Below are 23218 nucleotides of genomic sequence, written 5' to 3'. Positions count from 1 at the left end.
GTCTATCTCCGTTTCGTTGCGATCGACGGGGAAGGCATCTCGCGCGGCGACGGAGTGCCGAATTCGAGAATGCGGGACGGAGAGGCACGGCCGACAAGAAGGTCGGATAGCGCCAGCAAATTGCCGTTCAAACGGCCCCACCGGTCGATCAGGCGGTCCTTCAACAGGGCGCCCGACATATTTGCCAGGATGTTGCGGCCAATCTGCGCGATTGCACGGCCTTTCGACATCGTGCCCTTGCGGATCAGGTAGACAGGATTGGCGACCTGTGAATAGCCGAGCCTCCGGCCGGGCTGGCGTCCGGATCTGACGCCGAGATGTACGCCGCAGGCGCCTTCGACGTGCACGGACCGGCCGTGGCGGGCGATGGACCTGCTGAAATCGACATCCTCGAGCCAGCCGTAAAGCGGCAGCTGCTCGTCGAAGGCCAGGGCGTGCTCGATAACGGGCGCAAGGCGAACCGCCATATTGCATCCATAGGCGTTGTAGATATCCGCCACATGCTCGGCGGCTTCGCCTGCCGTAGCGAGAACCTCCAGGGCCTTCGGCATGCTGAGGCCCCCGTCGAGGACGCCATCGGCCAGCACCTCGCCAGTGGCGATTGCCACCTCCGGCTTTGCTGCAAAGACGGCTGCCATGCGCGCCAGGAAGGTCGCGGCGGGAATGAAGTCGTCATCCAGGAAGATCAGAACGTCCGTATCAGCCGCTGCGGACTGGATGATCCTGTTGCGCTGGGCGGTCAGGCCGCGGCTGCCGACGATGACTTCCACATCGCGGCGGCCGGCGAGCCCGGCGGCATCCTCGATAACAGGCACGCAGACGATGAGCCGTTCCGCCTGGTCCGGCAGGCCGGTGAGGTAATCGATCGTCTCCCGCAGTATCGAGGGGCGCCCCGCCGAGGCGATCCCCAAGGCGATCCGCAATGGACGGTCCTGTCTTGTCGCTCCTGCCGAAGGTGAGATCATGACTCTATTCTCTTCGGTGCATGGTTGATGATCGCGCCGACGATCTCGGCGCCGACATTGCGCATGGTGTCGATGACGCGCACGGTATCGTCGATCGAGGTGTGCCCATGCGAGGTGACCACGAGGACGCCATCCAGCTCCGGCGCGATCGCATTGGCGTCAGGGGAAGTCGAGAATGCGGAAATATCGACGAATATGGCGTCGAACTCCTTTTTCAGGTCTGCGAAGCTCAACTGCGTGCGGCGGGAACTGAGGCGAACGGCCGGCGTCACTGCTTCCACCTTGCCGAGCGGAAGGAATTTCAGGGTTGGGGTGAGGGGCAGCGCCGCCGTCTGGATCAGTTCGCCATTGTCGAGAACATCGACGAGACCTGTGGACGTATGGGGCGCGATCGATTTGCTGAGCGAGGATTTCTGCGCAGCCGCATCGATCAGCAGCGTGTGCGCGCCTGACATCGACGACAGCACCGCCAGTTCGCATGCAATGGTCGATGCCCCGCTGCCGGGATCGACGGCGACTATCCCGATGGCGACGCGGCGTTTGCGCCGAAGGCCGACGATGGTTGCGCTCAATTCCGCCATGCCGGGAAGGACAGGATAGCCGGCGGTCTCACCGCTGCCCGTGCCGGCAGCGAGGAAGCGAGCAGTATGCCCGTTCCGATCCTCCTTCGATCTTGCCAGCAAGGTGACGATGGACACTCCGCCGGCATCCGTGATCTGCTGAGGACGGACGATCCGGCGGTCGCTGGCGTGCCTTATCATGGCGAGCGCCAGGCCGACGCCGAGGCCAACCGCCCCGGCAAAGATGATGATGAGAGTGCTGCGCGGCCTCGCCTTCGAAAGAGGCAGCGTGGCCCGCGAGACGATCGTGGCGTCGGAGACGGGGTAGGTTATGCGCTGTTTGGCTTCGGTAAGCTGGGTCAGCGTGCTTTCATAAAGGGTGCGGCGGGCATCCGTCGCGCTCTGCAGCTCCGCAAGCTTGAACTGGTCGCGCGGATTGCTGTTGAATGTGTTCAAGGCGCTGGAGGCATCGGCCAGCCCGCGCTGCTGCTCCCTGATGAATTTTTCCAGCCAGTCGCTGTATTGTCGGGAAGCATCGGCCTTCATTGCGATATTCTTCTGGATATATTGCCTGGCGAGCGTATCGGCGATGGCGACGGCCTTCTGAGGGCTCGACGCTGCAGCTGATATCTCGATGATCGTCGAACTCCCGATCCGGCGTATGTCCATCATGCTCTGCAGCGTGGCGATTGCCAGGTCGTGGAGCTGTTCCTCCTCCGTCCGGGGTCTGGGCGGCGTTTCACTCGTTCGCATGCCTGCCGCGTCCTGCGCCGTATCCACTTGAGCAGAAATTCCCAGAAGCCAGTCCTTCGCCTTGTCGAGCAGCGAAGGTTTCCAATCGACAAAGTCGGGATCGCTATCAAGATCGAGCGCTCTTACTGTCCCGCCGATGACATCGCTCGATCGGGCAATCTCCAGCTGCCCTTCTATGAACGCGTCTTCCGCGAAGGCTCTCTGAGCCTCGGAGCTGTTCACCTGGGGGAAGATCACAAGTTGCGTGCTGGCAACGTAAGTCGGCTCGGCGGTGAGAAGGTAGCTGCCGGCCATTGCAACAAAGGCAAAGGTCGTGGCCACGATCCATAGCCAGCGCATTCTGAGAAAAAAGAGCATGTCCCGCAGGGTCAGCGGCGAGTTCCCGCCAGCGGCTGCGGCGGCAGGCAGGGATAATGGGGAAACACCGCTGAAGATCGTGCTTGAGGTCATGTCGTCCTAGTCCAAAATGGCGAGATTACGGAGTAACGAGGTACTGGCAGCCTGGAGGGGACGGGGAGAGCCGTGTATCTTCCGACTTCGGGCAGGATCGACAGCTCTCCCATTTGAATGCTCAGTACGAGCCACGCTGCGAAAACAGAGCGGGGATGGTCTTGGCGATGATGATCAAGTCCCGGCCGAACGACCAGTTGTTGAGGTAGTGAACGTCGAGCGAAACCCGGTGCTCGTAGCTGACATCGTTGCGCCCGCTGGTCTGCCAGTGACCGGTCAGTCCAGGACGGACGGCCATGTAGGCCCAAATATGCTCGCCGTAGCGCGGCAATTCCTCGGCGGTGATCGGCCGGGGGCCGACGAGGCTCATTTCGCCACGCAGGACATTGAACAGCTGGGGGAGCTCGTCGAGGCTCGACCGCCTGAGGATATCGCCGACGGCCGTGATCCTCGGATCATCCTTCAGCTTGTGCGTCGCTTCCCATTCGCTGCGCGCAGCCGGGCTGTTCTGCAGCAATTCGGCCAGCTGAGCGCTCGCATCGGTCTTCATCGTGCGAAATTTGAGGCATCCGAATGGCGCTCCGCCGAAGCCGATGCGCGTATGGGAATAGAAGACCGGGCCGCGGTCTGAGATTTTCACGATCATTGCGACGAGCAGCAGAAGCGGGGAAAGCAGGATCAGGGCGGTGATCGCCAACAGAAGGTCGAGCGCGCGCTTGGATGATCTGGCTGCTGCACGAGGCTGAGACGCATGGATGTCGCCGCTTTTCGCAGACCGTCCGACACGCGACCATGCCTCGAAACTATGTGCTTCCCATGCCATCGGGGGTCTCCAAAACTTTCCGATTAAGAACCGTTCAAAGTTTGCTGCGCCGCACTCTGGTTGTCTGTTACCAAAGTCATAATCCTTAATAAATTCTTTATGCTACTAAAACGGCAGAAGAGAATTCCGTTTGTAGCTCGATCGATTTATTTTCATTCTAAATAAGAATCTAACCCACCTTTGGTGATTAATCTATGAAGACTCATTTACATTTCTGGATATCCAAATTTGGGTTATTGCTGTTTTTTGACTTGTGAGGCTTTTTAATAGGCAGATATATGCAAAAACATGATCATTATTCGGGCATATCGATGTTTTGATTGCGATGAGCGATGTATTTTTTCTTCTTGATCTAAATGTAATCTCAATTTTTACGCTATCTATCTGTGATGTTATTTGACTTGAGTATTAAGCCAATATAGATGATGCAGTGCAGCATGCTTAATCGTTATTCGAGTATTGGAGTTATGCGCATGGACGGGGTGACACACGCATCGGATCGCCGGGCCGGCCTCGGCAAGGCGGCGGTATCGGCCAGCGGCGGTATTCATCTCGGCAGCCGCATAGTGCTCGACGATGAATTTCTTTCCTGTCGGTCGAGCGTTCGGCGTTTCCGGCGCGGCGAGGTCATTGCCGGGGCCGGCGTCCTGAACGATATGTTCGCGCGCGTGCATTCGGGGGTGGTCAGCGCAAGCACCATGCTGCCCGACGGCAGGGAATTCATTGTCGAGATCATCCCGAAATCAGGTCTGATCGGCGAGCTCGAGGTTCTGCGCAGGCAGACGCTGAGCCTCGAATATCGGGCCGGTTCCAACTGCGAGCTGCATTTCTTCGAAGGTCGGCTGCTGCGCGACATGTATGCGAGCGATCCCTCTTTCCGCGAAAAGGTCTTTTCCAGGGCGCTGGCGCGTATTTCGGAGCTCGAACTCCGGATCATCGCGAATGCGGCGTCGAGCCTGCAGTCGAGGCTGGCCAGCACGCTGCTGCGGCTTTCGGCTGTTTATGGAAAAGACCCGGCAAACAGCGGGGACGAACTGATCATCTCGCAAAATGACCTGGCCGCGACGCTGCCGGCGTCGCGCGAGAAGGTCAATCAATGCCTTCGGCGCCTGCGTGAAGGCAGGATTATCGACGGGGGGCAGGGCAAGATCCGCATTCTCAACCGCAATGCGCTGGAGGCCTGTGCCAACGGCGCGGTTTCGGTGAAGTAATGCGCGCGTCGCTTTCCGAGGGGATCCGATCCACCGCAAGTGTCGGCCGCTTTCCCGGCCTCCGCACGGCAAAGATCGACCGCGTAGTCGTCATCGACGACTATTCGGTGGCCAGAGGCGGCGCGACGGGCCTGGCGGTGCTGTCTGCCAAGCTTTTCCACGGGCTCGGCATTCCCGTGACCTATATTTGCGGGGATGACGCCGCCAATGCGGAGCTTGCCGCACTCGGGGTCTCGATGGTCGGGCTGAACAGTCGCGACCTGCTCAGCGCCGAGCGTGCGAAGGCGTTCGTCACCGGCATTCACAACGGTGCCGCCGCCCGCATGGTGGCGAACTGGATTGCCGAAAAGGATACCGCCAACACCGTCTACCATGTGCATGGCTGGCACCAGATCCTGTCTCCCGCGATTTTCAGGGCGCTGGCGCCGGTCGCCGGACGATGCGTGGTTCACGCGCATGATTTCTTCACGGCCTGCCCCAATGGCGCCTTCTTCGACTATCAGGCGCAGGAAATCTGCCTGCGGCGCCCGCTCGGCGGAGGCTGCATTGCGACGGCTTGCGACAAGAGAAGTTATTCGCACAAGTTGTGGCGGGTCGCCCGTGGCTCGAATATCCTCCGGCTCTTGAAGGGCCAGGCCGATTTCGGCCGTATCATCCTGCTGCACGAGAAGATGGCGAGCTTTCTCGTCGGCGCCGGCTATCGGCCTGAACGGCTGACGACGATCCGCAATCCCGTCGCTCCCCTCTCCATCAAGCGCATCGAAGCGGAGACCAACGACGAGTTCGTGTTCATCGGACGGCTGGACGAAGAGAAGGGCGTTGAGGACGCCGTCGCCGCCACGCGCAAAGCCGGCGTCAGGCTCTGCGTGATCGGGGACGGGCCGCTGATGCCGCGGATCGCAGCGTCAGGAGATCACGTCAGGGCCGTCGGCTGGCAGTCGCATGCGGAGATCGGCCCGATCATCCGCAAGGCGCGCGCGCTGTTGATGCCCTCGCGCTATCCCGAGCCGTTCGGTCTCGTCGCTATCGAAGCGGCCAGGAGCGGTCTGCCCGTCATCATGTCGCGTAGCGCCTTTCTCGCCGAGGAAATGGAAAGAGCCGGCATGGCACTTGCCTGCGATACGGCCGATGAAAACGCCTTTGCCAATAGTTTGAGGCGCTTCAGTCAAATGCCCGCGCAAGAGGTTCGCGCCATGAGCGAGCGGGCTTTCCGGCTGTCGCCGGACCTCGCCTCGACGCATGAGGAATGGCGCGATGCGCTTCTTGCCGAATACCAAAGCCTGATTTCGACGAATGCGGTTTCCGAGCCGGCAGACGGTGCAACGATACAAGGAGTATTCAGTTGACCCTTAAAGCAACGACCTCTCTTCCCGACGCGAGGGCATTTCTTGCCGATGCGCCCGTCATGGCGAAAAGACGCGCTGCGGAGGCCGGAAGCACAAAAGAGACCGGGCAACTTCGTGTCGCCATCGTGCATTACTGGCTCGTTTCGATGCGCGGCGGTGAGAAGGTTGTCGAAGAGCTGTGCCGCATGTTTCCGCAGGCCGACATCTTCACCCTCGTCTGCAACCGGGATCGCATCAGCGATTTTCTGAAGACGCGGAACATCCGCACGTCCTTCCTGCAGAAGATCCCCGGCGCCCAACGGCACTATACTAAGATGCTGCCGCTGATGCCCTTCGCGCTCGAGCAGTTCGATCTGCAGGATTACGACCTGGTGCTGTCGAGCGAATCCGGCCCCGCCAAAGGCATCATCACGCGCGCCGACGCTCTCCATGTCTGCTACTGCCATTCGCCGATGCGCTACATCTGGGATCAGTTCCATGTCTATCGCCATGGCCTGCCCTGGGTGGGACGCGCCTTGATGTCGCTTACCGCGCCCATACTGCGCGCCTGGGACGTGACGACGTCCTCGCGCGTCGATGTGTTCGTCGCCAACTCCGACTATGTCGCAAGCCGCATCCGCCGCTTCTACGACCGGGAGTCCGTCGTGATCCATCCGCCGGTTGCGATCGACGATTTTGCGGTGGGCAAGGGGAAAGGCGAATTCTACCTCTATGCGGGACAGCTCACCACCTACAAGCGGCCGGATATTGCTGTGCGCGCCTGCACCGAGGCCGGCCGGAAACTGGTCGTGATCGGCGAAGGCGAACAACTCCCTTATCTGAAGTCGATCGCCGGACCGACGGTTGAGTTTCTCGGCCATCAGCCCTTCAACGTGCTGCGCGACCACTTGTCGCGATGCCGAGCGCTGTTGTTTCCGGGCACGGAGGATTTCGGCATCCTGCCGGTGGAAGCGATGGCGTCAGGGCGGCCAGTGCTCGCTTTCGACGCCGGCGGCGCCCGGGAAACCGTGTCCGCGCCGCAGGTCGGCTTTCGCTTTGCTGAGCAGACGACTGAAGCCCTTTTGGAAACGATGGCAGCATTCGAAGAGGTTGAGGACGATATCGATCCGCATGCCATCCGTGCGCACTCGCTGAAATTCTCCTCCACCGTATTCCGCGATCGGCTGTCCGGCCTCATCGGACAACAGCTGTCCAGCCATGGAGACGGATCTGCCGGCGTCTTCGGAAGACGGCCGGGTTGAAGGGAAAGGAACGGAGCAGCCCGCTTTGCTGCGCCCGCCCAAAGCCGTCTCAACCCCTCGACGAGGAATAGATAGACAGATCATGTCAAGCGTATCTCAGAGGACGGCGACGGCGAGCATCTGGACCATCAGTGGAAAATTCCTGGCGCGGATGCTCGATTTCGTCAGCCTTCTTGTCCTGGCAAGGCTGTTGAGCCCTGCGGATTTCGGCCTGGTCGCCATTGCGACGTCGGTTCTGGTCATCGTCGAGGCGATCCTGGACCTGCCGTTGACGCAGGCGCTGATGCGCCAATCGTCGCCTTCGGACGAGATGTTCGCCACGGCCTTCACTCTCAGCCTGCTGAGAGGACTGGCCATCAGCCTGCTGATGATGCTCATCTCCTGGCCAATGGCGCTGATCTACGACGATTCTCGGCTTTTCGCCCTTGTCGCCGTTCTGTCGATCGCGCCTGCCATGCGCAGCATGGTCAGTCCGCGCATGGTTCTTTTCATGCAGCGGTTCGATTTCAAACGCGAGTTCGCGCTCGATCTCATCGCCAAGGGATCGACATTGCTGTTCGGCGTGGGTGTGGCTGTGGCAACAGGCAGCTATTGGGGGCTGGCGATCGGAGCGGTCGCCGGCCCGACGGCGGCGATGATCACCTCCTATGTCTTTGCGCCGATGCGACCGACGTTCAGCCTTTCCGAATGGAAGCATTTTCAGGACATGATCAGCTGGAATACCGTGTCGCAGGTGCTGAGTTCGATCAATTGGCAGCTGGACCGGCTGCTTCTGCCGCGTTTTACGGGCTTATCGACGTTCGGCGCCTTCAGCGTCGCCGACAATATCGCGGCTATTCCGTATCAGACCTTTGTCGGGCCGTTGCTGCGCCCGCTGATGGCGGCCTTCTCCACGGTCGAAGACCGCCGCAACCTGATCGCCGCCTATCTGAAGGCGACGAATGCGATCACCTTCGTCGCGGCCCCCGTTCTCATCGCGCTTGCCCTTCTCGCCGAGCCGACCGTGCGTATTCTCGTCGGCGAGAAATGGGCATCGTCCGCGCCGATCCTGCAATGGCTGTGCCTTGTCAGCCTGCTCGGTCTTCCCACGAACATGATGCCGCCATTGGCCATGGTCATGAACAATACCCGTTATGTCGCTCTCAGGATGTTTGTCGAGTTCGCCGTCAGGGTGCCGGTCACCATTCTGGGCATCGCCTATTTTCAGGTGGCAGGGGCGCTCGGCGCGCGGATCGTGGCAGTCCTCGTCGCCTACGGCGCGTCGCTCGTCATTACGCGGCGGCTGATCGGCGCGAGTTTTGCCGCGCAATTGAATTCCTTTTGCCGGCCGCTGGCCGCGAGCCTGCCGATGATCGCCTTCCTGCTCTGGATGGAGCCGATGCTCGTCGCCATGCCCGTCGGTGTCACCCTTATCGCCTGTGTCGCGCTTTGCGGCGGGGCGGCAGCGGGCATTTTCTGGGTTGTCGCCTTGCTGCTGTGGCAGATGGTCGGAAGGCCTGATGGTATCGAAACGATCGTCGTTCAAAGGCTCATGCCGCGACGAAACGGGGTTCTTACTTCATGATCGGGAAAAGTGCAGCGCAATGATTGGTTCGGCGTTTTTAAAGGAGTAACAATGCGTTACGGGATATCTGCCAAAGGGCTCGGCCTGCTCGTCGTTCTCGGTCTGGGGGCGTTGCCCGGCCGGCCCAGCGTGGCCCAGGAACCGCTCAATATCGATGCATATCAGCTGACATTCGAGGAGAGTTTCGACAATCTCGACGTTTCGGCCTGGGGAGAGAAAAGCTCCCGCTGGATCGCCCATACGCCCTGGAACGGCGATTTCGGTGATGCCCGTTTCACCGACCCGGCTCCCGGCTTTCCGTTTACCACCGATCAGGGAATTCTGAAAATCGAAGCGCGCAAGGAGGCCGATGGCACCTGGCGCTCGGGTTTGCTGTCGTCGGTGAACCCGAAGGGCGAAGGTTTCTCGCAGCAGTTCGGCTATTTCGAAGCACGAATGAAGCTGCCGCCGGGCAAGGGCGTCTGGCCGGCATTCTGGCTGATCGGGCTCGACCGGTCGAAATACACCGCCGAAATCGACGTGCTGGAATATTACGGACGCGCGCCCTACGAATTCAGCATGGGTTTTCATGTCTGGCGTCAGAGCCAAGGCGGCCAGAACTCGACCGGCGGCTATTGGAAAACGGTCGAGAACGGAATTCTAAACAGCGAGTATCATACCTACGGCGTCGATATCCAGGCTGACAAGACGACCTTCTATCTGGATCGCCAGTACCTCTGGAGCTTCGACACCCCGAAGGAGTTTCACATGCCGTTTTATCCACTGGTCAATCTGGCGCTCGGCTCGGGATGGCCGATCGATGAAACGCCGAACCCTTCCATTCTGCTCGTCGATTATATCCATGTGTACAAGCGAAAGCCTGCCGACGCGGCAAATTGAACGACAGTTCACGGCGTCCGACCGGTCTATTGTGCGCGGAGGCAGCTGAGACCCGTTTCCGGGTCGAAGAGATGCATCGCTTCCTCGTCGAAGAAGAGGGTCAGTTTTTCGTTGTCGCCGATCGGCGTGCGCGGCGGCAGGCAGGCCATCAGCCGCTGATTTCCGGCAAGGGCGGTGACGACCAGTTCAGGGCCGGTCAGTTCCGCGACCTCCGCGGTTGCCTCGATCGATAGGCCGGCGCCGTCAGTGCGAAGCGCCTCGGGACGGATGCCGAGGACGAGATCGCGGCCGTTGCCGGCCGCATCGCGGAAACGGGCGGGCAGGGGCAGAGTGGCATCGGAGCCTGAAAGCGCCAGCCGGCCGTCACGCACTGTCGCTTTCAGCAGGTTCATCGGCGGGGCGCCGACGAAGGTGGCGACATAGAGCGTTGCCGGATGGTTGTAGATCTCCTCGGGCGTGCCGAGCTGCTCGATGCGGCCGTCGCGCATGACGGCGATGCGGCTTGCCAGCGTCATCGCCTCGATCTGGTCATGGGTCACATAGACCACCGTCGTCTTCAGCATCTGGTGCAGCCGCTTGATCTCGGTGCGCATCTCCATGCGCAGCTTGGCGTCGAGATTGGAAAGCGGCTCGTCGAAGAGGAACACCTCCGGCTTGCGCACCAGCGCGCGGCCGATCGCGACGCGCTGGCGCTGGCCGCCGGAAAGCTGGCTCGGCTTGCGGTCTAGGAGGTTTTCGATCTGCAGGAGCTTTGCGGCATCGCGCACGGCCCTGTCACGCTCGCCCGCCGGCACCTTGCGCATTTCCAGGCCGAAGCCGATGTTCCTGTGCACCGTCAGATTGGGATAGAGCGCATAGGATTGAAAGACCATGGCGATGTCGCGGTCCTTCGGATGTACGCCGAGCACCGAGCGCCCGCCGATCCTGACGTCGCCGCTCGTCGCCTCGGCAAGGCCGGCAATGATGTTGAGCAGCGTGGACTTGCCGCAGCCCGACGAGCCGAGCAGCACGAGGAACTCTCCGCTTTCCAGCGAGATGTCGATGCCTTTCAGCGTCTCGACCTCGCCATAGGTCTTGCGGATGTTTTGGATGTCGAGCGCGCTCATCGCACGGTCTCCTGTGGGGATGACGGACCGTAGCTGCGGGGAAGGGTGGAGATGGCACGCGAGGCAACCTGCGTCCCCGCCGCCAGGCAGGAAGCCAGCGGTTTGCCATCTGCCAATGCTGCCAGGAAGCCGGCGTTGAAGACATCGCCGGCGCCGATCGTGTCGACGACCTTGACGACGGGCGCGGCCACCGACGCCGGCAGGCCATCCGGCCCGATGGCGATGGCGCCGTCCGGGCCGCGCTTGACGACGACGATCCCGCCTTCCGGCATATGCGACCTGATCTCGCGGGCGGCCTCGATCGGATCGTTGATGCCGGCAAGCGTCGTCGTCTCGACCTCGTTCAGCAGGGCGATGCCGCTGCGCGAAAGCCAGGCGCGGGCGGCCGCGCAATTTTCTTCGGTCCAGCCGTCGAGCGGCCAGCCGGTATCGAGCGCGACGGTGATGTCGTGGCTGTCGGCCCAGTCGAAGAAGGCGTCATATTCGCTCGCCAGGTCGTCGGTGAGAAAGCCGCCGCAGAGGAGCGCGTAGCCGCCGCGCAGCCTTTCGCCGTCGATAACGGCGAAGACGTCGGCGAGGCTGAAGCGCGGCAGGTGGCCGGTCGTCGTGAAGAAGGTACGCTCGCCATCCGGATGGGTGATGCCGACGGAGAGCGTCGTTCTCTCCGGGCGGACCGGCCACTTCTCGGCGCGATGCCCGAAGGCTTCGGCGAGCCAGCGGCCGAACTGATCGCTGCCGATATTGGCGGCGATCTCGAATTCGATGCCGAGCGCCTGCCAGGCGAGCGCGCTGTTGCCGGCTGCTCCGCCGACACGGAGCTCGTCATGATCGACGATGATTTCCGTTCCGGCCTTCGGCCACGGCGCGGCCGGTCCGAGGATGAGGTCGACATTGACGTTGCCGATGACTGCAAGCGGCCGCATTCATTCACTCCGGGTAATCTTGGTGGAACGGACCGGCGTTCCGGCATTGTCGACGCGGGCGTCGGCAAAGGCGATCATCAGCCGCTGGGCAACCGGCAGCATGGCGAAGATTGCCGCGAGGCCGGTTGCAGGGGCAAAGCGGATCGTCACCGCCCCGGCGACCGGGGTTTCGGCCGATGCGTCGAAGAGGACGACAGGGGCGCCGGTCTCGACGGCGGATACCGCCATTGCGGTGACGAGGCCTGATGTCTCGTCCAGGCCGCGGAACAGCACGAGGCCGATCTCCGGTCCCAGCATCTCCATCGGCCCATGGCGCAGCTGGCCGCCTTCGAGAGAAAAGCAGGGCCGGCGCGACAGCTCCGTCAGCCCGAGAGCCAAAGCCTCGGCAACACCCTGCAGGCGGCGACCTGAGGTGACGACGGTCGCGACGTTTTCGAGGGCAGCGAGGGCAGCGGCGATGTCATGGTCTTCGGGCGTCCTGAGCACGGCAAGTGCGGTGGCGGGATCTTCGCCGAGGGCGGAAAGAATTGCCAGATGCAGGGCGAAGGTCACCGTCAGGCTGCGGGTGGCGGCGAAGGCAAACTCGGTGCCGCCGCTACCGACCAGCGACGGGGCGGTTCTGGCGAGGAAGGAGCTGGCTTCCAGTGTCAGGCCGAAGGTTTCCGCCGTGCCGCCGGTCTCTCCGAACCAGCGCAGGACCTCGGCGCTCTCGCCGGATTGCGAGGTAACGAAGACCGTCCTGTCGGTGATCGGCAGCGGCTGGCCGAGCTGTTCGGACAGCGGCAAGGCGACGGCATCGATGCCGAGGCCCCGGTAGAGCGGCTCGACGGCGCGGTTGACCGCATGCGAGCCGCCCATGCCGAGCAGGAGCAGCCGGCTGGTTTTCTCAAGCGAGGCGGCGGTTCTTTCTGCCATCGGTGCGACGGCTTCATAGGAGGCGAGCGCATCGGTGTGCTGACGGGCCATCTCGCGGTCGATCGCCGCAAGCCCGGCCGGCCGGATTCTTTCTGTTGTCATCGTCATCCCTTGACGCCGCCGCTGGTCAGCCCTGAAATCAGGGCGCGTTGCATGACGAGACCGATCAGCACCGGGGGCAGGGCGGCGAGCACGCCTGCCGTGGCGATCAATCCGTAATCGGAAACGCGGCCGCCGGCGAGATCAGCAATGGCGACGGTGAGCGTTTTGGCGCGCTGGTCCGAGGTGAAGAGCAGCGCATAGAAGAATTCGTCCCAGGCAAGCAGGAATGCAAAGAGGCTCGATGTCGCCACCACGGGGGCGGCGAGCGGCAGCGTGATGATCCGGAGCGTCTGGAACAGGCCGGCGCCGTCGATCATCGCGGCGGATTCGATTTCGCGCGGGATGGAATCGAAGCCGGATTTCATCAGCCATGTGGTGAAGGGGGCGAGGATCGTCAGATAGACCAAGGCAAGGCCGAAGACGGTGTTGAGCATGCCGAGATGAGAGAGCCCCATATAGAGCGGCACGGCGAGCGCCACCGGCGGCAGCATATAGGTGGCGATCACCATCGACAGCGACCAGCCCACCGAAGGTGTGCGCGACACGGCCCAGCCGGCTGGGATTGCGAGCGCGATGGCGGCGATCGTCGCCATGCCCGCCACCTCGATGCTGTTGCGCAGCGATGAGGTGAAGGCGGCGCCGGCGCTGTTCTCCAGTGTCGAAAGCAGCAGGGCGTAACGGGAGAAATCCGCCGTCTGCGGCCACCAGCGCAGCGGCTTTGCGGCAAGATCGGCGGCCGGCGAGATGCTCATGATGAACAGCCACAGGATCGGCGCCAGGATGACGGCGGCAAGCAGCAGCGCGCAGACATAGATGAAGGCTGAGAAGAGCGGATTTTGGCGTTCCATCAGGTCGCACTCCCGGCGGTCTTGCGCACCAGGGCGGCATAGCCGGCGGCAAGCAGGGTCACCAGCAGGGTGACGATCAGAGCCAGCGATGCGCCGGAGCCCGCCCGCTGGAAGGAGAAGGCCTCCTGATAGACGAGGATCGACAGCGTGCGCGTGCTGTTGGCCGGGCCGCCGCGGGTCATGACCCAGATGATGTCGAACACCTTGAAGGCCTCGATCGTGCGCAGTACCAGCGCCACCATCAGCGGCCCAGCGAGATAGGGCAGGATGACGAAGCGGAAGCGGGCGAAAGCGCCGGCGCCGTCGACGAGCGAGGCGGCGGTGATATCGCGCGGCACGGCCTGGAGTGCGGCGAGCGCGATCAGCGCCACCAGCGGGAAGTTCTTCCAGCAGTCGGCGACAATGAGGGCGGCCAGCGCCGTGCCCGGCTCGCCGAGCCAGGAGCGGTAGGCGTCGAGCAGACCGAGCTGCGTCAGGGCGGCGTTCAGTGCGCCGTATTCCGGATTGTAGATCAGCCGCCACAGCGTGGCGTTGACGACGGTCGGCAGCGCCCAGGGCAGGATCATCAGGGCGCGCAGCGCAGTGCGGCCGCGAAATTGCTGGTTCAGCAGCAGGGCGGCCAGAACGCCGATCACCATTTCGGCGGCGACCGAGACGACGGCGAACCATGCGGTGGTGATCAGCGTGCGCTGGAAATTCGAGCCGGAGAGCATCTTCACATAATTGTCGATGCCGACGAAGCTGCCTTCCGTGCCGACGAGCTTGGCGTCGGTGAAGGAGAGGCCGACGGTATCGATCAGAGGCCAGCCGATGACCGAGATCATGACCATGAGAAGCGGCAACATCAAAAGCCACGCGCGGGTTGTCAGCCATGTGCCCGACATCGAGGCGACCCTTCTTCATTCATAGGTTTGGAGGGGGCGGCGACAGGCGCCGCCCGGAGTTCGTGCCGGCTTCAGAGGCCGCTATTATCGGCCGCCGACTTCAGCGCGTCCTCAGGCGTGGACTGGCCGAGCAGCGATTCCTGGATCGCCTGCTGCAGCGCGGTCGAAAGCTCCTGATATTTCGGCGTTGTTGGGCGCGGATACATGGCGGCGAGGCCGACCTTGGCGGCGGAGATCAGCTCTTCCTGGCCCGTGGTAACAGCCGGGTCCGCGTAGGAGGAGGCCCAGATCGGCAGGCTGAGCTTGGCATAGGTATTCTGCGTCGCCTGTGAGGTCATGAAGGTGATGTATTTCCAGGCCTCGTCAGGATGTTTACTGGCGGAGGTGATGCCGAGGCCCATCGAGCCGTTGACGGCCGAAGCCTCGCTCTTGCCGGCGACACCCGGCGCCGGCACGACGCCGACCTTGCCCGCGACCTTGCTGTCCTTCGGGTCGTTGGCCATGTTGTACATGTAGGTCCAGTTGAGCGCGAAGGCGGCATCGCCGTTTTCGAAGACTTTGCGGACGTCCTCTTCCAGGAACTCCTTGGAGTTCGGATTGGTCAGGCCGGAGGAATAGCTGGAGACCATGTATTTCAGAGCGTCGAGACCGCCGCCGCTCTGGAAGGCCGGCTTGCCATCCTTGAGGAAATCGCCGCCATAGGCGCTGACGAGCGTGGTGTAGTCGCAGATCGCCGCTTCGGCCTGCGACCAGCTCCAGGCGATCGGGGTGGCGAGCAGACCCTTGTCCTTGATCGTCTTTGCCTGCTCGGTCAGTTCGTCCCAGGTCTTCGGCGGCGCGTTGATGCCGGCCTTTTCGAGGATTTCCTTGTTGTAGAACAGGTATTTGGTATCGAGGATCCACGGCATGCCGTAATATTTGCCGTCATACTGCACCGTGGTCCAGGCGCCCGGCAGCACGCCTTTCTTCATCTCCTCGGTGATACGGGAGGAGACGTCGACCAGCACCTTGTTGGTGGCATATTCGGCCGGCCAGATGACGTCGAAGAGGACGACGTCGTAACCGCCGCCGGAACCCTGCGCCAGCACGGTCTTGTCGTGCAGGCCCTCGTAGGGAACGAATTCGAGATTGACCTTGATCTCGGGGTTCGCCTTGGCGAAGGCATCGGTCATGGCGCGCACATCGGCCTCGCTGTAAGCGGCCTGCGCCATGAAAAGCGCGTTCAGCGTCGTCTCGGCGAAAGCGTGCGGTACAAGAGATGCGCCGATCAAAGCCGCACCCAGAAGCGTCTTGGTAAAGGATTTCAGCATTGCAGCCTCCAGTTTTTGACATTTACGCATTGCCGAGGGCGGCCCTCCGCCACCGGTGTTCGAGAAATCGTCTCGGAGCGTCGTCGGAGCCGTTGTCGGCATCCTGCGTTCCCTGGAACTCTCCGGTCCCTTATTAAGTCAATTGTCTTGACTTATTACTTCTTGAACATTCTACTGGAGTCAAGAGGCAATTGCACATGAATGACGTCAGGCCGATCCGGGCCAAGAGCGGCACCAACCACGAAGGCACCAGCGCGCACAACCGGCGTGTGATGATCGACGCCTTGAGGGTCAATGGTCAGCTTTCACGGGCCGATCTGGCGCGGGCGACGTGGCTGACCAAGCAGACGGTATCCAATATCATCGAGGAACTCGAGCGTGATGGGCTCGTCTGTTCGCAGGAGCCGGTGCGCAAGGGCAGGGGGCAGCCCTCGACGCCCTACCGGCTGGTGCCCGAAGGCGCCTTCGCGATCGGCCTGCAGATCGACCGGCATGTGACGCGGGCGGTTGCCGTCGATCTCATCGGCAGTGTTCTCGTGCGCGCAGAAGCCGGCCTTCCGCCAGGCGGCCCGTCGACGGGCACAAAGGTCATCCTCGATCTCGTCGCCGATGTGCGTTCCAGGCTGGCCGGCATCGTCCAGCAGTCGGAAAAGCGGCTGGTCGGCCTCGGTGCCGCCATGCCGGGACCCTTCGGGGTCGCCGGCAGCGGCGACGATCCGTGGATGATGGAAGCCTGGCAGAAGTTTCCGCTGCTGGACACACTGACCGCCGGCACCGGGCTCGATGTCGGCCTGCAGAACGATGCGGCGGCGGCGGCGACCGCCGAGCGCATGGTCGGAGCCGCCCATGGTCTCGACCATGCCGTCTGCCTCTTCGTCGGCTACGGCATCGGCGCCGGCCTCATTCTGAACGGTGAGCTCTACTGTGGCGCCAACGGTAATGCCGGCGAGATCGGCATGGCGCTGCTGTTTGCCGACGGCAAATCGACGCCGCTCGAACATCGCGCTTCACTCGCCTCGCTCTATCAGCATCTCTCGGCCGATCCCGCCGATCCCGGCCTGCATGCACGCATCAACGATCTTGCCTCAAGGGGTGATCAAAGCATCGAAACCTGGGTCGAAGCGGCGGCAGCAGACCTGCGCTGGAGCATCCATCTCATCGAAACGGTCTTCGATCCGGAGACCGTGATCCTCTGCGGCAGTGCGCCGGAAGCGCTGGTGAACAGGTTGATAGCGGCCATCGGCCCGTTGCTGCCCTCAATCGCTGAACGACCCGGCCGAATGCTGCCGCGCCTGCAGCCCGGCATGGCCGATCCCTGGTCGGTGGCGATCGGCGCCGCCGCCGGACCGATCAGCCGTGCATTCGATCCCCGCTTTGCCGCAATTTTAAAGGATTTCCTCTAATCCCAGGGCTGAAACCAGGCGTTGCACAGCAGTGCAAGGGCAAAGAGATAGCCGAATTTGCAAGTTTTCATGCGCGAGTATTCGCCAATAGCGATGCTGCATCGCAATATAGGCAAATATTGAAAACCCTTGAAAATCCTGATTATTCGCATACAAATAAGATTGTTCGGCAGTGCGCTGGGGAGGCTGGCGGGGCTTCTCTAAATATAGCCTCGGCTGCGGCAAATAACATCCGAATGAAGGTTTTGTGACGGCACGATTTCGATCGTTTCATGTCATGTAATATTCATTGGCCGCGGCAATATGGACCAGCTAATAGGGCGTGCGCCGAAAGTGCGCGTCCCTTTTACGTTCGAGGTTCTCATGCAATCCAAGCTTCTCGGCGCCGTTGGCGCCCTTCTCGCTACAGCGTTTCTTGCCGGTCCCGCTGCCGCCGCCGATAAGACCAAGATTGACTTCTGGTTCGGCAATTCCGGCGACATCGCAAAGCGTGTCCAGGAACAGTGCGATCGGTTCAACCAGTCGCAGGCCGATTACGAAGTCGTCTGCACCAGCCAGGGCAGCTACGACGCTTCCCTGCAGAACACGATCGCAGCCTTCCGCGCCGGCAAGCAGCCGACCATCGCTCAGGTCTCCGACGCCGGCACGCTCGACATCATGCTTTCCGGCGCCTACTACCCGGCCAACCAGCTGATGACCGACATGGGCTACACCGTCGACTGGAAGGATTATTTCTCCGGCATCGCAAACTATTATGCGACATCGAAGGGCGAGATGTATTCCTTCCCCTTCAACTCCTCGACCGCGCTGCTCTACTGGAACAAGGATGCCTTCGCCAAGATCGGCAAGGACCATGCTCCGGCCACCTGGCAGGAAGCCGGCGAAGATTTCAAGGCTCTGAAGGATGCAGGTTATGCCTGCCCGCTCGCCTTCGACATCTCCAGCAACGAAGTCTGGCAGTACATCGAGCAGTTCGAAGCCGTCAACGGCGAGGCGATCGCGACGAAGAAGAACGGCTTTGAAGGCCTCGACGCCGAGCTGACCTACAACAAGAACCCGCTGCTCGTCAGCTACATCAAGGACCTCAAGTCCTGGTACGACAACAAACTGGCCTTCATCAAGAACAAGGCCGTCGGCCAGACCTTCGTCGAAGCCTTCGCCGCCGGCGATTGCCAGGTCATCCTGACCTCGGTCGGCGACCACGGCAATATCGGCCGCACCGCCAAGCAGGGCATGAACTGGGGCGTTGCGATGCTCCCGACCTATGGCAATGCAACCCGCCACAGCTCCTATGTCGGCGGCGCGTCGCTCTGGGTTCTGAAAGGCCACACCGACGCCGAATACAAGGCTGCCGCTGCCTTCTTCAACTTCATCGCCAAGCCGGAAGAAGCCCTCACCTGGTCGACCGTGACCGGCTACATCCCGGTTCGCAACTCCGGCTTCGAGTACCTGAAGAAGCAGGGCTTCTACGACAAGGCACCGTACGCCGGCCGCGAACTCGCCATCCAGAGCCTGACCACATCGCCCGCCGACGACACGGCGCCGCACGGCATCCGCCTCGGCGGCCTGCTGCAGGTCCGCACCGAGCTCGCCAACGGCCTGCAGGCGATTTTCGTCAACAATGCCGACGTCCAGGCTTCGCTCGACGGCGCTGCCGAACGCGGCAACCAGCTGCTGCGCCGCTTCCAGCAGACCTACAAGAACGTTCAGCTCCCCTGATCGGCTGATATGAGCCGCACCCGGCCGCCTTGCGCGCGCGCCGGGTGCGTCTTTGTAAGCTCTCTTAATCAGTCGCGGATGCGAACTGCCGCCGCGCCTAACTATGGCGAAAACGACCACTCATGGAAAAGCGCGTCACTTTCTCCTCGACGACGATCGGACTGCTCTTCGCCTTTCCGATGCTGCTGCTGATCTTCGTCTTCTTCTACTGGCCGAGTGCGCAGGCGCTCTATTGGGCCTTCACGCTCGAGCAGCCATGGGGCGGCGGCAATGCCTGGGTCGGTTTCGACAATTTCAAGCAGTTGCTCAGCGATCCGATCTATTGGGAGTCGATCACCCGCAGCATGATCTTCGGCTTCAGCTCGACCGCCATCGCCATGGGGATGGCGCTCATCCTGGCGCTTTTGACGGATCGTGAACTGCGCGGCCACAAAATCTACCGTTCGGTCTTCATCTGGCCTTACGCGATTGCCGCGCCCGCTCTCGGACTCGCCTTCCGCTTCATCCTGGCGCCGGAGGCCGGCCTTCTCTCCGTCATCAACCATGTCTGGCCGGGTCTGTGGAATCCGGCGCTCGACGGCAAGGATGCGATGATCGCCGTCATCATTGCTTTTTCCTGGAAATATATCGGCTATAATTTCATCTTCTTCCTTTCGGCTCTCCAGGGCATTCCGCGTTCGCTGATCGAGGCCGCGGCCATGGACGGCTCCGGGCCGCTGCGCCGCATGTGGGATCTCCAGTTGCCGCTGCTGACGCCGACCTTGTTTTTCCTGCTCGTCATCAACATCACCGAAAGCTTCCAGGATTCTTTCGGCATCGTCGACGTCATGACGCAGGGCGGACCGGCGCGGGCGACCGAACTCATGGTCTACAAGATCTATTTCGACGGCTTCAGGGGGCTCGATTATTCGGGCGCCGCCGCCCAGTCGATCATCCTGATGGCGCTCGTCGTCCTGCTCACCATCTTCCAGTTCCGCTTCATCGAGCGGCGCGTGCACTACAAGTGAGGTCGCGGACATGATCGAACGCACGCCGATATTCAACTTTATCTGCTACACCATTCTCGCGCTCGGCATGGTGATCGCGCTTCTGCCTTTCGTCATCGTCATCATCGCATCGACGCTCGATCTGGAGACGGTCAACCGCGTGCCGCTGCCGCTGACCCCGAGTTCGCATTTCTGGGAAAATGCACAGGCTGCCTGGACCCGCGCCGATCTCGGCAACAAGCTGATCCACAGCATCATCTTCGCCACAGCGGTCGGCGCCGGCAAGGTCATCCTTTCGGCCATGGCGGCCTTCTCGATCGTCTACTTTCGCTTCCGCGGCCGACATCTGATCTTCTGGATCATCTTCATCACGCTGATGCTGCCGCTGGAAGTGCGCATCGTGCCGACTTATTCGATTGCCGCCAACGCGCTGCAGCCTTTCCAGACGATCCTCGATATCACCGGAATCACTGCGCTGGTCGCCTGGGTGTCCGGCATCCAGATCAAGCTCGAATGGGGTCTGTTGAATTCCTATACCGGTCTCGTGGCGCCGCTCGTCGCCACCGCGACCGGTACCTTCCTTTACCGCCAGTTTTACCTGACCGTTCCCGACGAGCTTGCCGAGGCCTCGAAGATGGACGGGTCGGGTCCGGTCCGGTTTTTCTGGGACATTCTGGTGCCGCTGTCGCGGCCAAACATGATCGCGCTGTTCACCATCATGTTCGTCTGGGCCTGGAACCAGTATCTCTGGCCATTGCTGATCACCACCGATCCGAATTTCGGCATTGCGGTGACGCAGCTCAAGACCCTCATCCCGTCCGAATTTGGCCTGCCCGACTGGAACGTCGCCATGGCAGGTACACTTATCATCATGTCGCCGCCGCTGGTGCTCGTCATCCTGATGCAGCGCTGGTTCGTGCGTGGCCTTATCTCTACCGAGAAGTGAAGGAGCAGTCCTGTGGCACCGATCTCAATCCGTGATGTGAAAAAGAGCTACGGCAAGACTCCCGTCGTTCACGGCGTCGACCTGGAGATCCAGACCGGCGAATTTATCGTCATCCTCGGTCCGTCCGGCTGCGGCAAATCCACGCTGCTGCGCATGATCGCCGGCCTCGAGGAAATCAGCGGCGGCGAAATCGCCATCGACGGACGTGTCGTCAACCAACTGGAGCCGCGCGAGCGCGGCTGCGCCATGGTGTTCCAGAACTATGCGCTCTATCCGCACATGACGGTCGCCGAGAATATCGGTTATGCCTTGAAGGTGGCGAGGGTCGCGAAGGCGGAGCGTGAGCGCCGCGTCGCCGAGGTTGCCAAGGCGCTCAGCCTCGAACCCTTCCTCGACCGCCGGCCCGCCGCCCTTTCCGGCGGCCAGCGCCAGCGCGTCGCCATGGGCCGCGCGATGATCCGCGAACCGAAGGTGTTCCTCTTCGACGAGCCGCTGTCGAACCTCGACGCCAAGCTGCGCATCGCCATGCGCGCCGAAATCCGCCGCCTGCACCGCCGTCTCGGGGCCACCTCGATCTTCGTCACGCATGACCAGACCGAGGCGATGACGCTGGCCGACCGGCTGGTAGTGATGAACGGCGGCAGGGTGGAGCAGGTCGGCACGCCTGAGGAGGTCTATCATCATCCGGTGTCGCGTTTCGTCGCCGGCTTCGTCGGCACGCCGGCAATGAACCTGCTCGAAGGCACGATCAACGACGAGGGCGTCTTCGTCTACGACCAGAGCCGCAAGATCGCTTTGCCGCGCGAGCGCGCTGCGAGCCTGAAAGGCAAACGGGTCGTGCTCGGCATGCGCGCCGAAGCCGCCCGGCTGGTGGCGCCGGATGCGCCCGGCGCCCTGGTTGCAACGGCCGACTTCATCGAGGAACTCGGCGCGAGCCGTGTCGTTCATGCCGATTTCGACGGGCTGCCCTTCGCCGTGGCGCTGACCGAGGCCGTGACCGTGAAGTCGGGCGACCTGATCGGCATCGCGATCGATCACAATGCGATCCACCTTTATGCCGCCGATACCGGCCGGATCATCGAGAAGCCGGCCACGAGCGGGGCGGATGCGGTTCACGCCTGACGGGCGTTGGCATCAGCGATGGATCGGGTCGATCCAGGGCACATCTTCCGGCTTCTCCACAGGCTCGATATCGAGGTTGACGACAACAGGTTCCTGGCCTGAGCGGACGAGCACGCATTCCAGCGTCTCGTCGCGACTGGCATTGATCTCCTGATGCGGCACATAGGGCGGGACATAGATGAAATCGCCGGGGCCGGCCTCGGCGGTAAATTCCAGATGCTCGCCCCAGCGCATCCGGGCCTTGCCCTTGACCACATAGATGATGCTTTCGAGATCGCCGTGATGATGGGCGCCGGTCTTGGCGTTGGCATGGATCGTCACCGTGCCGGCCCAGATCTTCTCGGCGCCGGCGCGGGCATTGTTGATCGCGGCGGCGCGGTTCATGCCCGGCGTCTGCGCGGTGTTCGCATCGAGCGAATTGCCGGGAATGACCTTGACGCCATGTTCCCGCCAGTCGATATGCGAATGCTCGTGGTCGTCGCTCATGCGCTGCCTCCATCTTCGGTGTAAACAATCTAGGTAGGCGCCGCGCGGCGGCCAAGCGGATTTATCTTCAAGGAAAGCGTTTCACCCGATGAGCCACCTCCCGCAGATCGATTACGATACCGCATCGCAAGAGGTTCGGGCGGCACATGACGAGGAAGTCACGCTGCGCGGGCGCATGACCAATATGAAGCGGACTCTCCTGCATTCGCCCGCCGCCCATCGCATCTACGCCGAATGGTTCACGTTGCGGGCCGAGCTCGATCCCGTCATCAGCGACCGGGAGATCTGGATTTTCTCGCATGCGATCTCGAAGGCGGCGAAATCGAAGATCGCCATCACCTTCTTTCGCCGGGCGCTGATCAACAAGGGTTTCGATCCGGACGCGCTGGAGCTTTCTCAAACGGAAGCGCTGCTCGATGCCTTCGGCAGGGCTGTTGTCACCGATTCCAACGCTGTTCCCGCCGAGCTCTGGGCGAAGCTGAAGGAGCGCTACGAGACCAAGACGCTGGTCGATCTCGTCGCTTTCGCCGGCATCATGCTGGCCACCGCCGTCTTCAACAATGTCGTCGAGGTCGATTTCGACCCCGAGCTTGAAACTTTTGCGGAAGGCGCAAACCCGATCTAGAGCCTTTCCTGGTTAGATTGAAGCATTCTGTTGGCTCAAACGGAGTCGGAT

Annotated in this window: 21 protein-coding genes; 11 read left to right on the top strand and 10 right to left on the bottom strand. The window is 61.9% G+C overall.

Features of this window, described 5'->3' with window-relative positions:
* Positions 1–2 precede the first annotated feature (2 nt).
* The 3 genes from AF337_RS06745 to AF337_RS06735 all read right to left on the bottom strand — a co-directional run bounded on the left by AF337_RS06745 (position 3) and on the right by AF337_RS06735 (position 3551).
* Positions 3–965, bottom strand: coding sequence for a glycosyltransferase family 2 protein (locus tag AF337_RS06745; RefSeq protein WP_049731514.1), 963 nt, complete (start codon positions 963–965; stop codon positions 3–5).
* Positions 962–2635 (bottom strand): GumC family protein, encoded by a 1674-nt coding sequence (locus AF337_RS06740; RefSeq protein WP_244471200.1) that lies wholly within the window; start codon positions 2633–2635, stop codon positions 962–964. Before AF337_RS06740 ends, AF337_RS06745 begins: the two co-directional genes overlap by 4 nt.
* A gap of 214 nt (positions 2636–2849) precedes the next feature.
* On the bottom strand, positions 2850–3551 hold the full coding sequence (locus AF337_RS06735) for a sugar transferase (protein ID WP_049731512.1): 702 nt from the start codon (positions 3549–3551) through the stop codon (positions 2850–2852).
* 473 nt (positions 3552–4024) lie between these two features.
* On the opposite strand from AF337_RS06735, the gene AF337_RS06730 reads away from it, so the two are divergent.
* The 5 genes from AF337_RS06730 to AF337_RS06710 all read left to right on the top strand — a co-directional run bounded on the left by AF337_RS06730 (position 4025) and on the right by AF337_RS06710 (position 9792).
* Positions 4025–4762 (top strand): Crp/Fnr family transcriptional regulator, encoded by a 738-nt coding sequence (locus AF337_RS06730; RefSeq protein WP_049731511.1) that lies wholly within the window; start codon positions 4025–4027, stop codon positions 4760–4762.
* Positions 4762–6108, top strand: coding sequence for a glycosyltransferase family 4 protein (locus AF337_RS06725; RefSeq protein ID WP_049731510.1), 1347 nt, complete (start codon positions 4762–4764; stop codon positions 6106–6108). Before AF337_RS06730 ends, AF337_RS06725 begins: the two co-directional genes overlap by 1 nt.
* Positions 6105–7349 (top strand): glycosyltransferase family 4 protein, encoded by a 1245-nt coding sequence (locus AF337_RS06720; RefSeq protein ID WP_049731509.1) that lies wholly within the window; start codon positions 6105–6107, stop codon positions 7347–7349. Before AF337_RS06725 ends, AF337_RS06720 begins: the two co-directional genes overlap by 4 nt.
* An 82-nt stretch (positions 7350–7431) precedes the next feature.
* Entirely contained in the window at positions 7432–8913 is a 1482-nt protein-coding gene (locus AF337_RS06715) for a lipopolysaccharide biosynthesis protein (protein ID WP_049731508.1), read from the top strand.
* 51 nt (positions 8914–8964) lie between these two features.
* Entirely contained in the window at positions 8965–9792 is an 828-nt protein-coding gene (locus AF337_RS06710; RefSeq protein ID WP_049731507.1) for a glycoside hydrolase family 16 protein, read from the top strand.
* 26 nt (positions 9793–9818) lie between these two features.
* Here the strand turns inward: AF337_RS06710 and AF337_RS06705 are convergent, their stop codons facing one another.
* From AF337_RS06705 to AF337_RS06680, 6 genes are all read right to left on the bottom strand, one after another.
* Positions 9819–10898, bottom strand: coding sequence for an ABC transporter ATP-binding protein (locus tag AF337_RS06705; RefSeq protein ID WP_049731506.1), 1080 nt, complete (start codon positions 10896–10898; stop codon positions 9819–9821).
* Entirely contained in the window at positions 10895–11821 is a 927-nt protein-coding gene (locus AF337_RS06700; protein WP_049731505.1) for a PfkB family carbohydrate kinase, read from the bottom strand. Before AF337_RS06700 ends, AF337_RS06705 begins: the two co-directional genes overlap by 4 nt.
* Positions 11822–12844 carry an SIS domain-containing protein gene (locus AF337_RS06695; protein ID WP_049731504.1) on the bottom strand — a complete coding sequence of 341 codons (1023 nt, stop codon included), beginning with the start codon at positions 12842–12844 and terminating at the stop codon, positions 11822–11824.
* The gene (locus AF337_RS06690; protein ID WP_049731503.1) at positions 12841–13686 is read right to left on the bottom strand and encodes a carbohydrate ABC transporter permease; all 846 of its coding nucleotides are present in this window, start codon (positions 13684–13686) and stop codon (positions 12841–12843) included. The genes AF337_RS06695 and AF337_RS06690 overlap by 4 nt, the downstream gene beginning before the upstream one ends.
* A complete protein-coding gene (locus AF337_RS06685) occupies positions 13686–14570 on the bottom strand; it encodes a carbohydrate ABC transporter permease (RefSeq protein ID WP_049731502.1) in 885 nt (294 codons plus the stop codon). The genes AF337_RS06690 and AF337_RS06685 overlap by 1 nt, the downstream gene beginning before the upstream one ends.
* Positions 14571–14641: 71 nt before the next feature.
* Positions 14642–15880 carry an extracellular solute-binding protein gene (locus AF337_RS06680; protein ID WP_049731501.1) on the bottom strand — a complete coding sequence of 413 codons (1239 nt, stop codon included), beginning with the start codon at positions 15878–15880 and terminating at the stop codon, positions 14642–14644.
* 197 nt (positions 15881–16077) lie between these two features.
* Between AF337_RS06680 and AF337_RS06675 the strand changes: the two genes are divergently transcribed.
* The 5 genes from AF337_RS06675 to AF337_RS06655 all read left to right on the top strand — a co-directional run bounded on the left by AF337_RS06675 (position 16078) and on the right by AF337_RS06655 (position 22056).
* Entirely contained in the window at positions 16078–17283 is a 1206-nt protein-coding gene (locus tag AF337_RS06675) for an ROK family transcriptional regulator (RefSeq protein WP_049731500.1), read from the top strand.
* A gap of 363 nt (positions 17284–17646) precedes the next feature.
* Positions 17647–19002, top strand: coding sequence for an extracellular solute-binding protein (locus AF337_RS06670; RefSeq protein WP_049731499.1), 1356 nt, complete (start codon positions 17647–17649; stop codon positions 19000–19002).
* Between the two features lie 122 nt (positions 19003–19124).
* Entirely contained in the window at positions 19125–20009 is an 885-nt protein-coding gene (locus AF337_RS06665) for a carbohydrate ABC transporter permease (RefSeq protein ID WP_012485023.1), read from the top strand.
* Positions 20010–20019: 10 nt separating this feature from the next.
* Positions 20020–20934 (top strand): ABC transporter permease subunit, encoded by a 915-nt coding sequence (locus tag AF337_RS06660; protein ID WP_049731498.1) that lies wholly within the window; start codon positions 20020–20022, stop codon positions 20932–20934.
* A gap of 12 nt (positions 20935–20946) precedes the next feature.
* Positions 20947–22056 carry a sn-glycerol-3-phosphate import ATP-binding protein UgpC gene (locus AF337_RS06655; RefSeq protein ID WP_049731497.1) on the top strand — a complete coding sequence of 370 codons (1110 nt, stop codon included), beginning with the start codon at positions 20947–20949 and terminating at the stop codon, positions 22054–22056.
* A 12-nt stretch (positions 22057–22068) separates the two neighbouring features.
* On the opposite strand, the gene AF337_RS06650 is transcribed toward AF337_RS06655, so the two are convergent.
* Positions 22069–22542 (bottom strand): cupin domain-containing protein, encoded by a 474-nt coding sequence (locus AF337_RS06650; protein WP_049731496.1) that lies wholly within the window; start codon positions 22540–22542, stop codon positions 22069–22071.
* Positions 22543–22630: 88 nt separating this feature from the next.
* On the opposite strand from AF337_RS06650, the gene AF337_RS06645 reads away from it, so the two are divergent.
* The gene (locus AF337_RS06645) at positions 22631–23167 is read left to right on the top strand and encodes a carboxymuconolactone decarboxylase family protein (protein WP_049731495.1); all 537 of its coding nucleotides are present in this window, start codon (positions 22631–22633) and stop codon (positions 23165–23167) included.
* The last annotated feature ends 51 nt before the right edge of the window (positions 23168–23218 follow it).

The organism is Rhizobium ecuadorense (assembly GCF_001187535.1).
Classification (GTDB): Bacteria; Pseudomonadota; Alphaproteobacteria; order Rhizobiales; family Rhizobiaceae; genus Rhizobium; species Rhizobium ecuadorense.
Note: the sequence above shows the minus strand (reverse complement) of the source record. Positions and strands in the feature narration are given on the sequence as shown.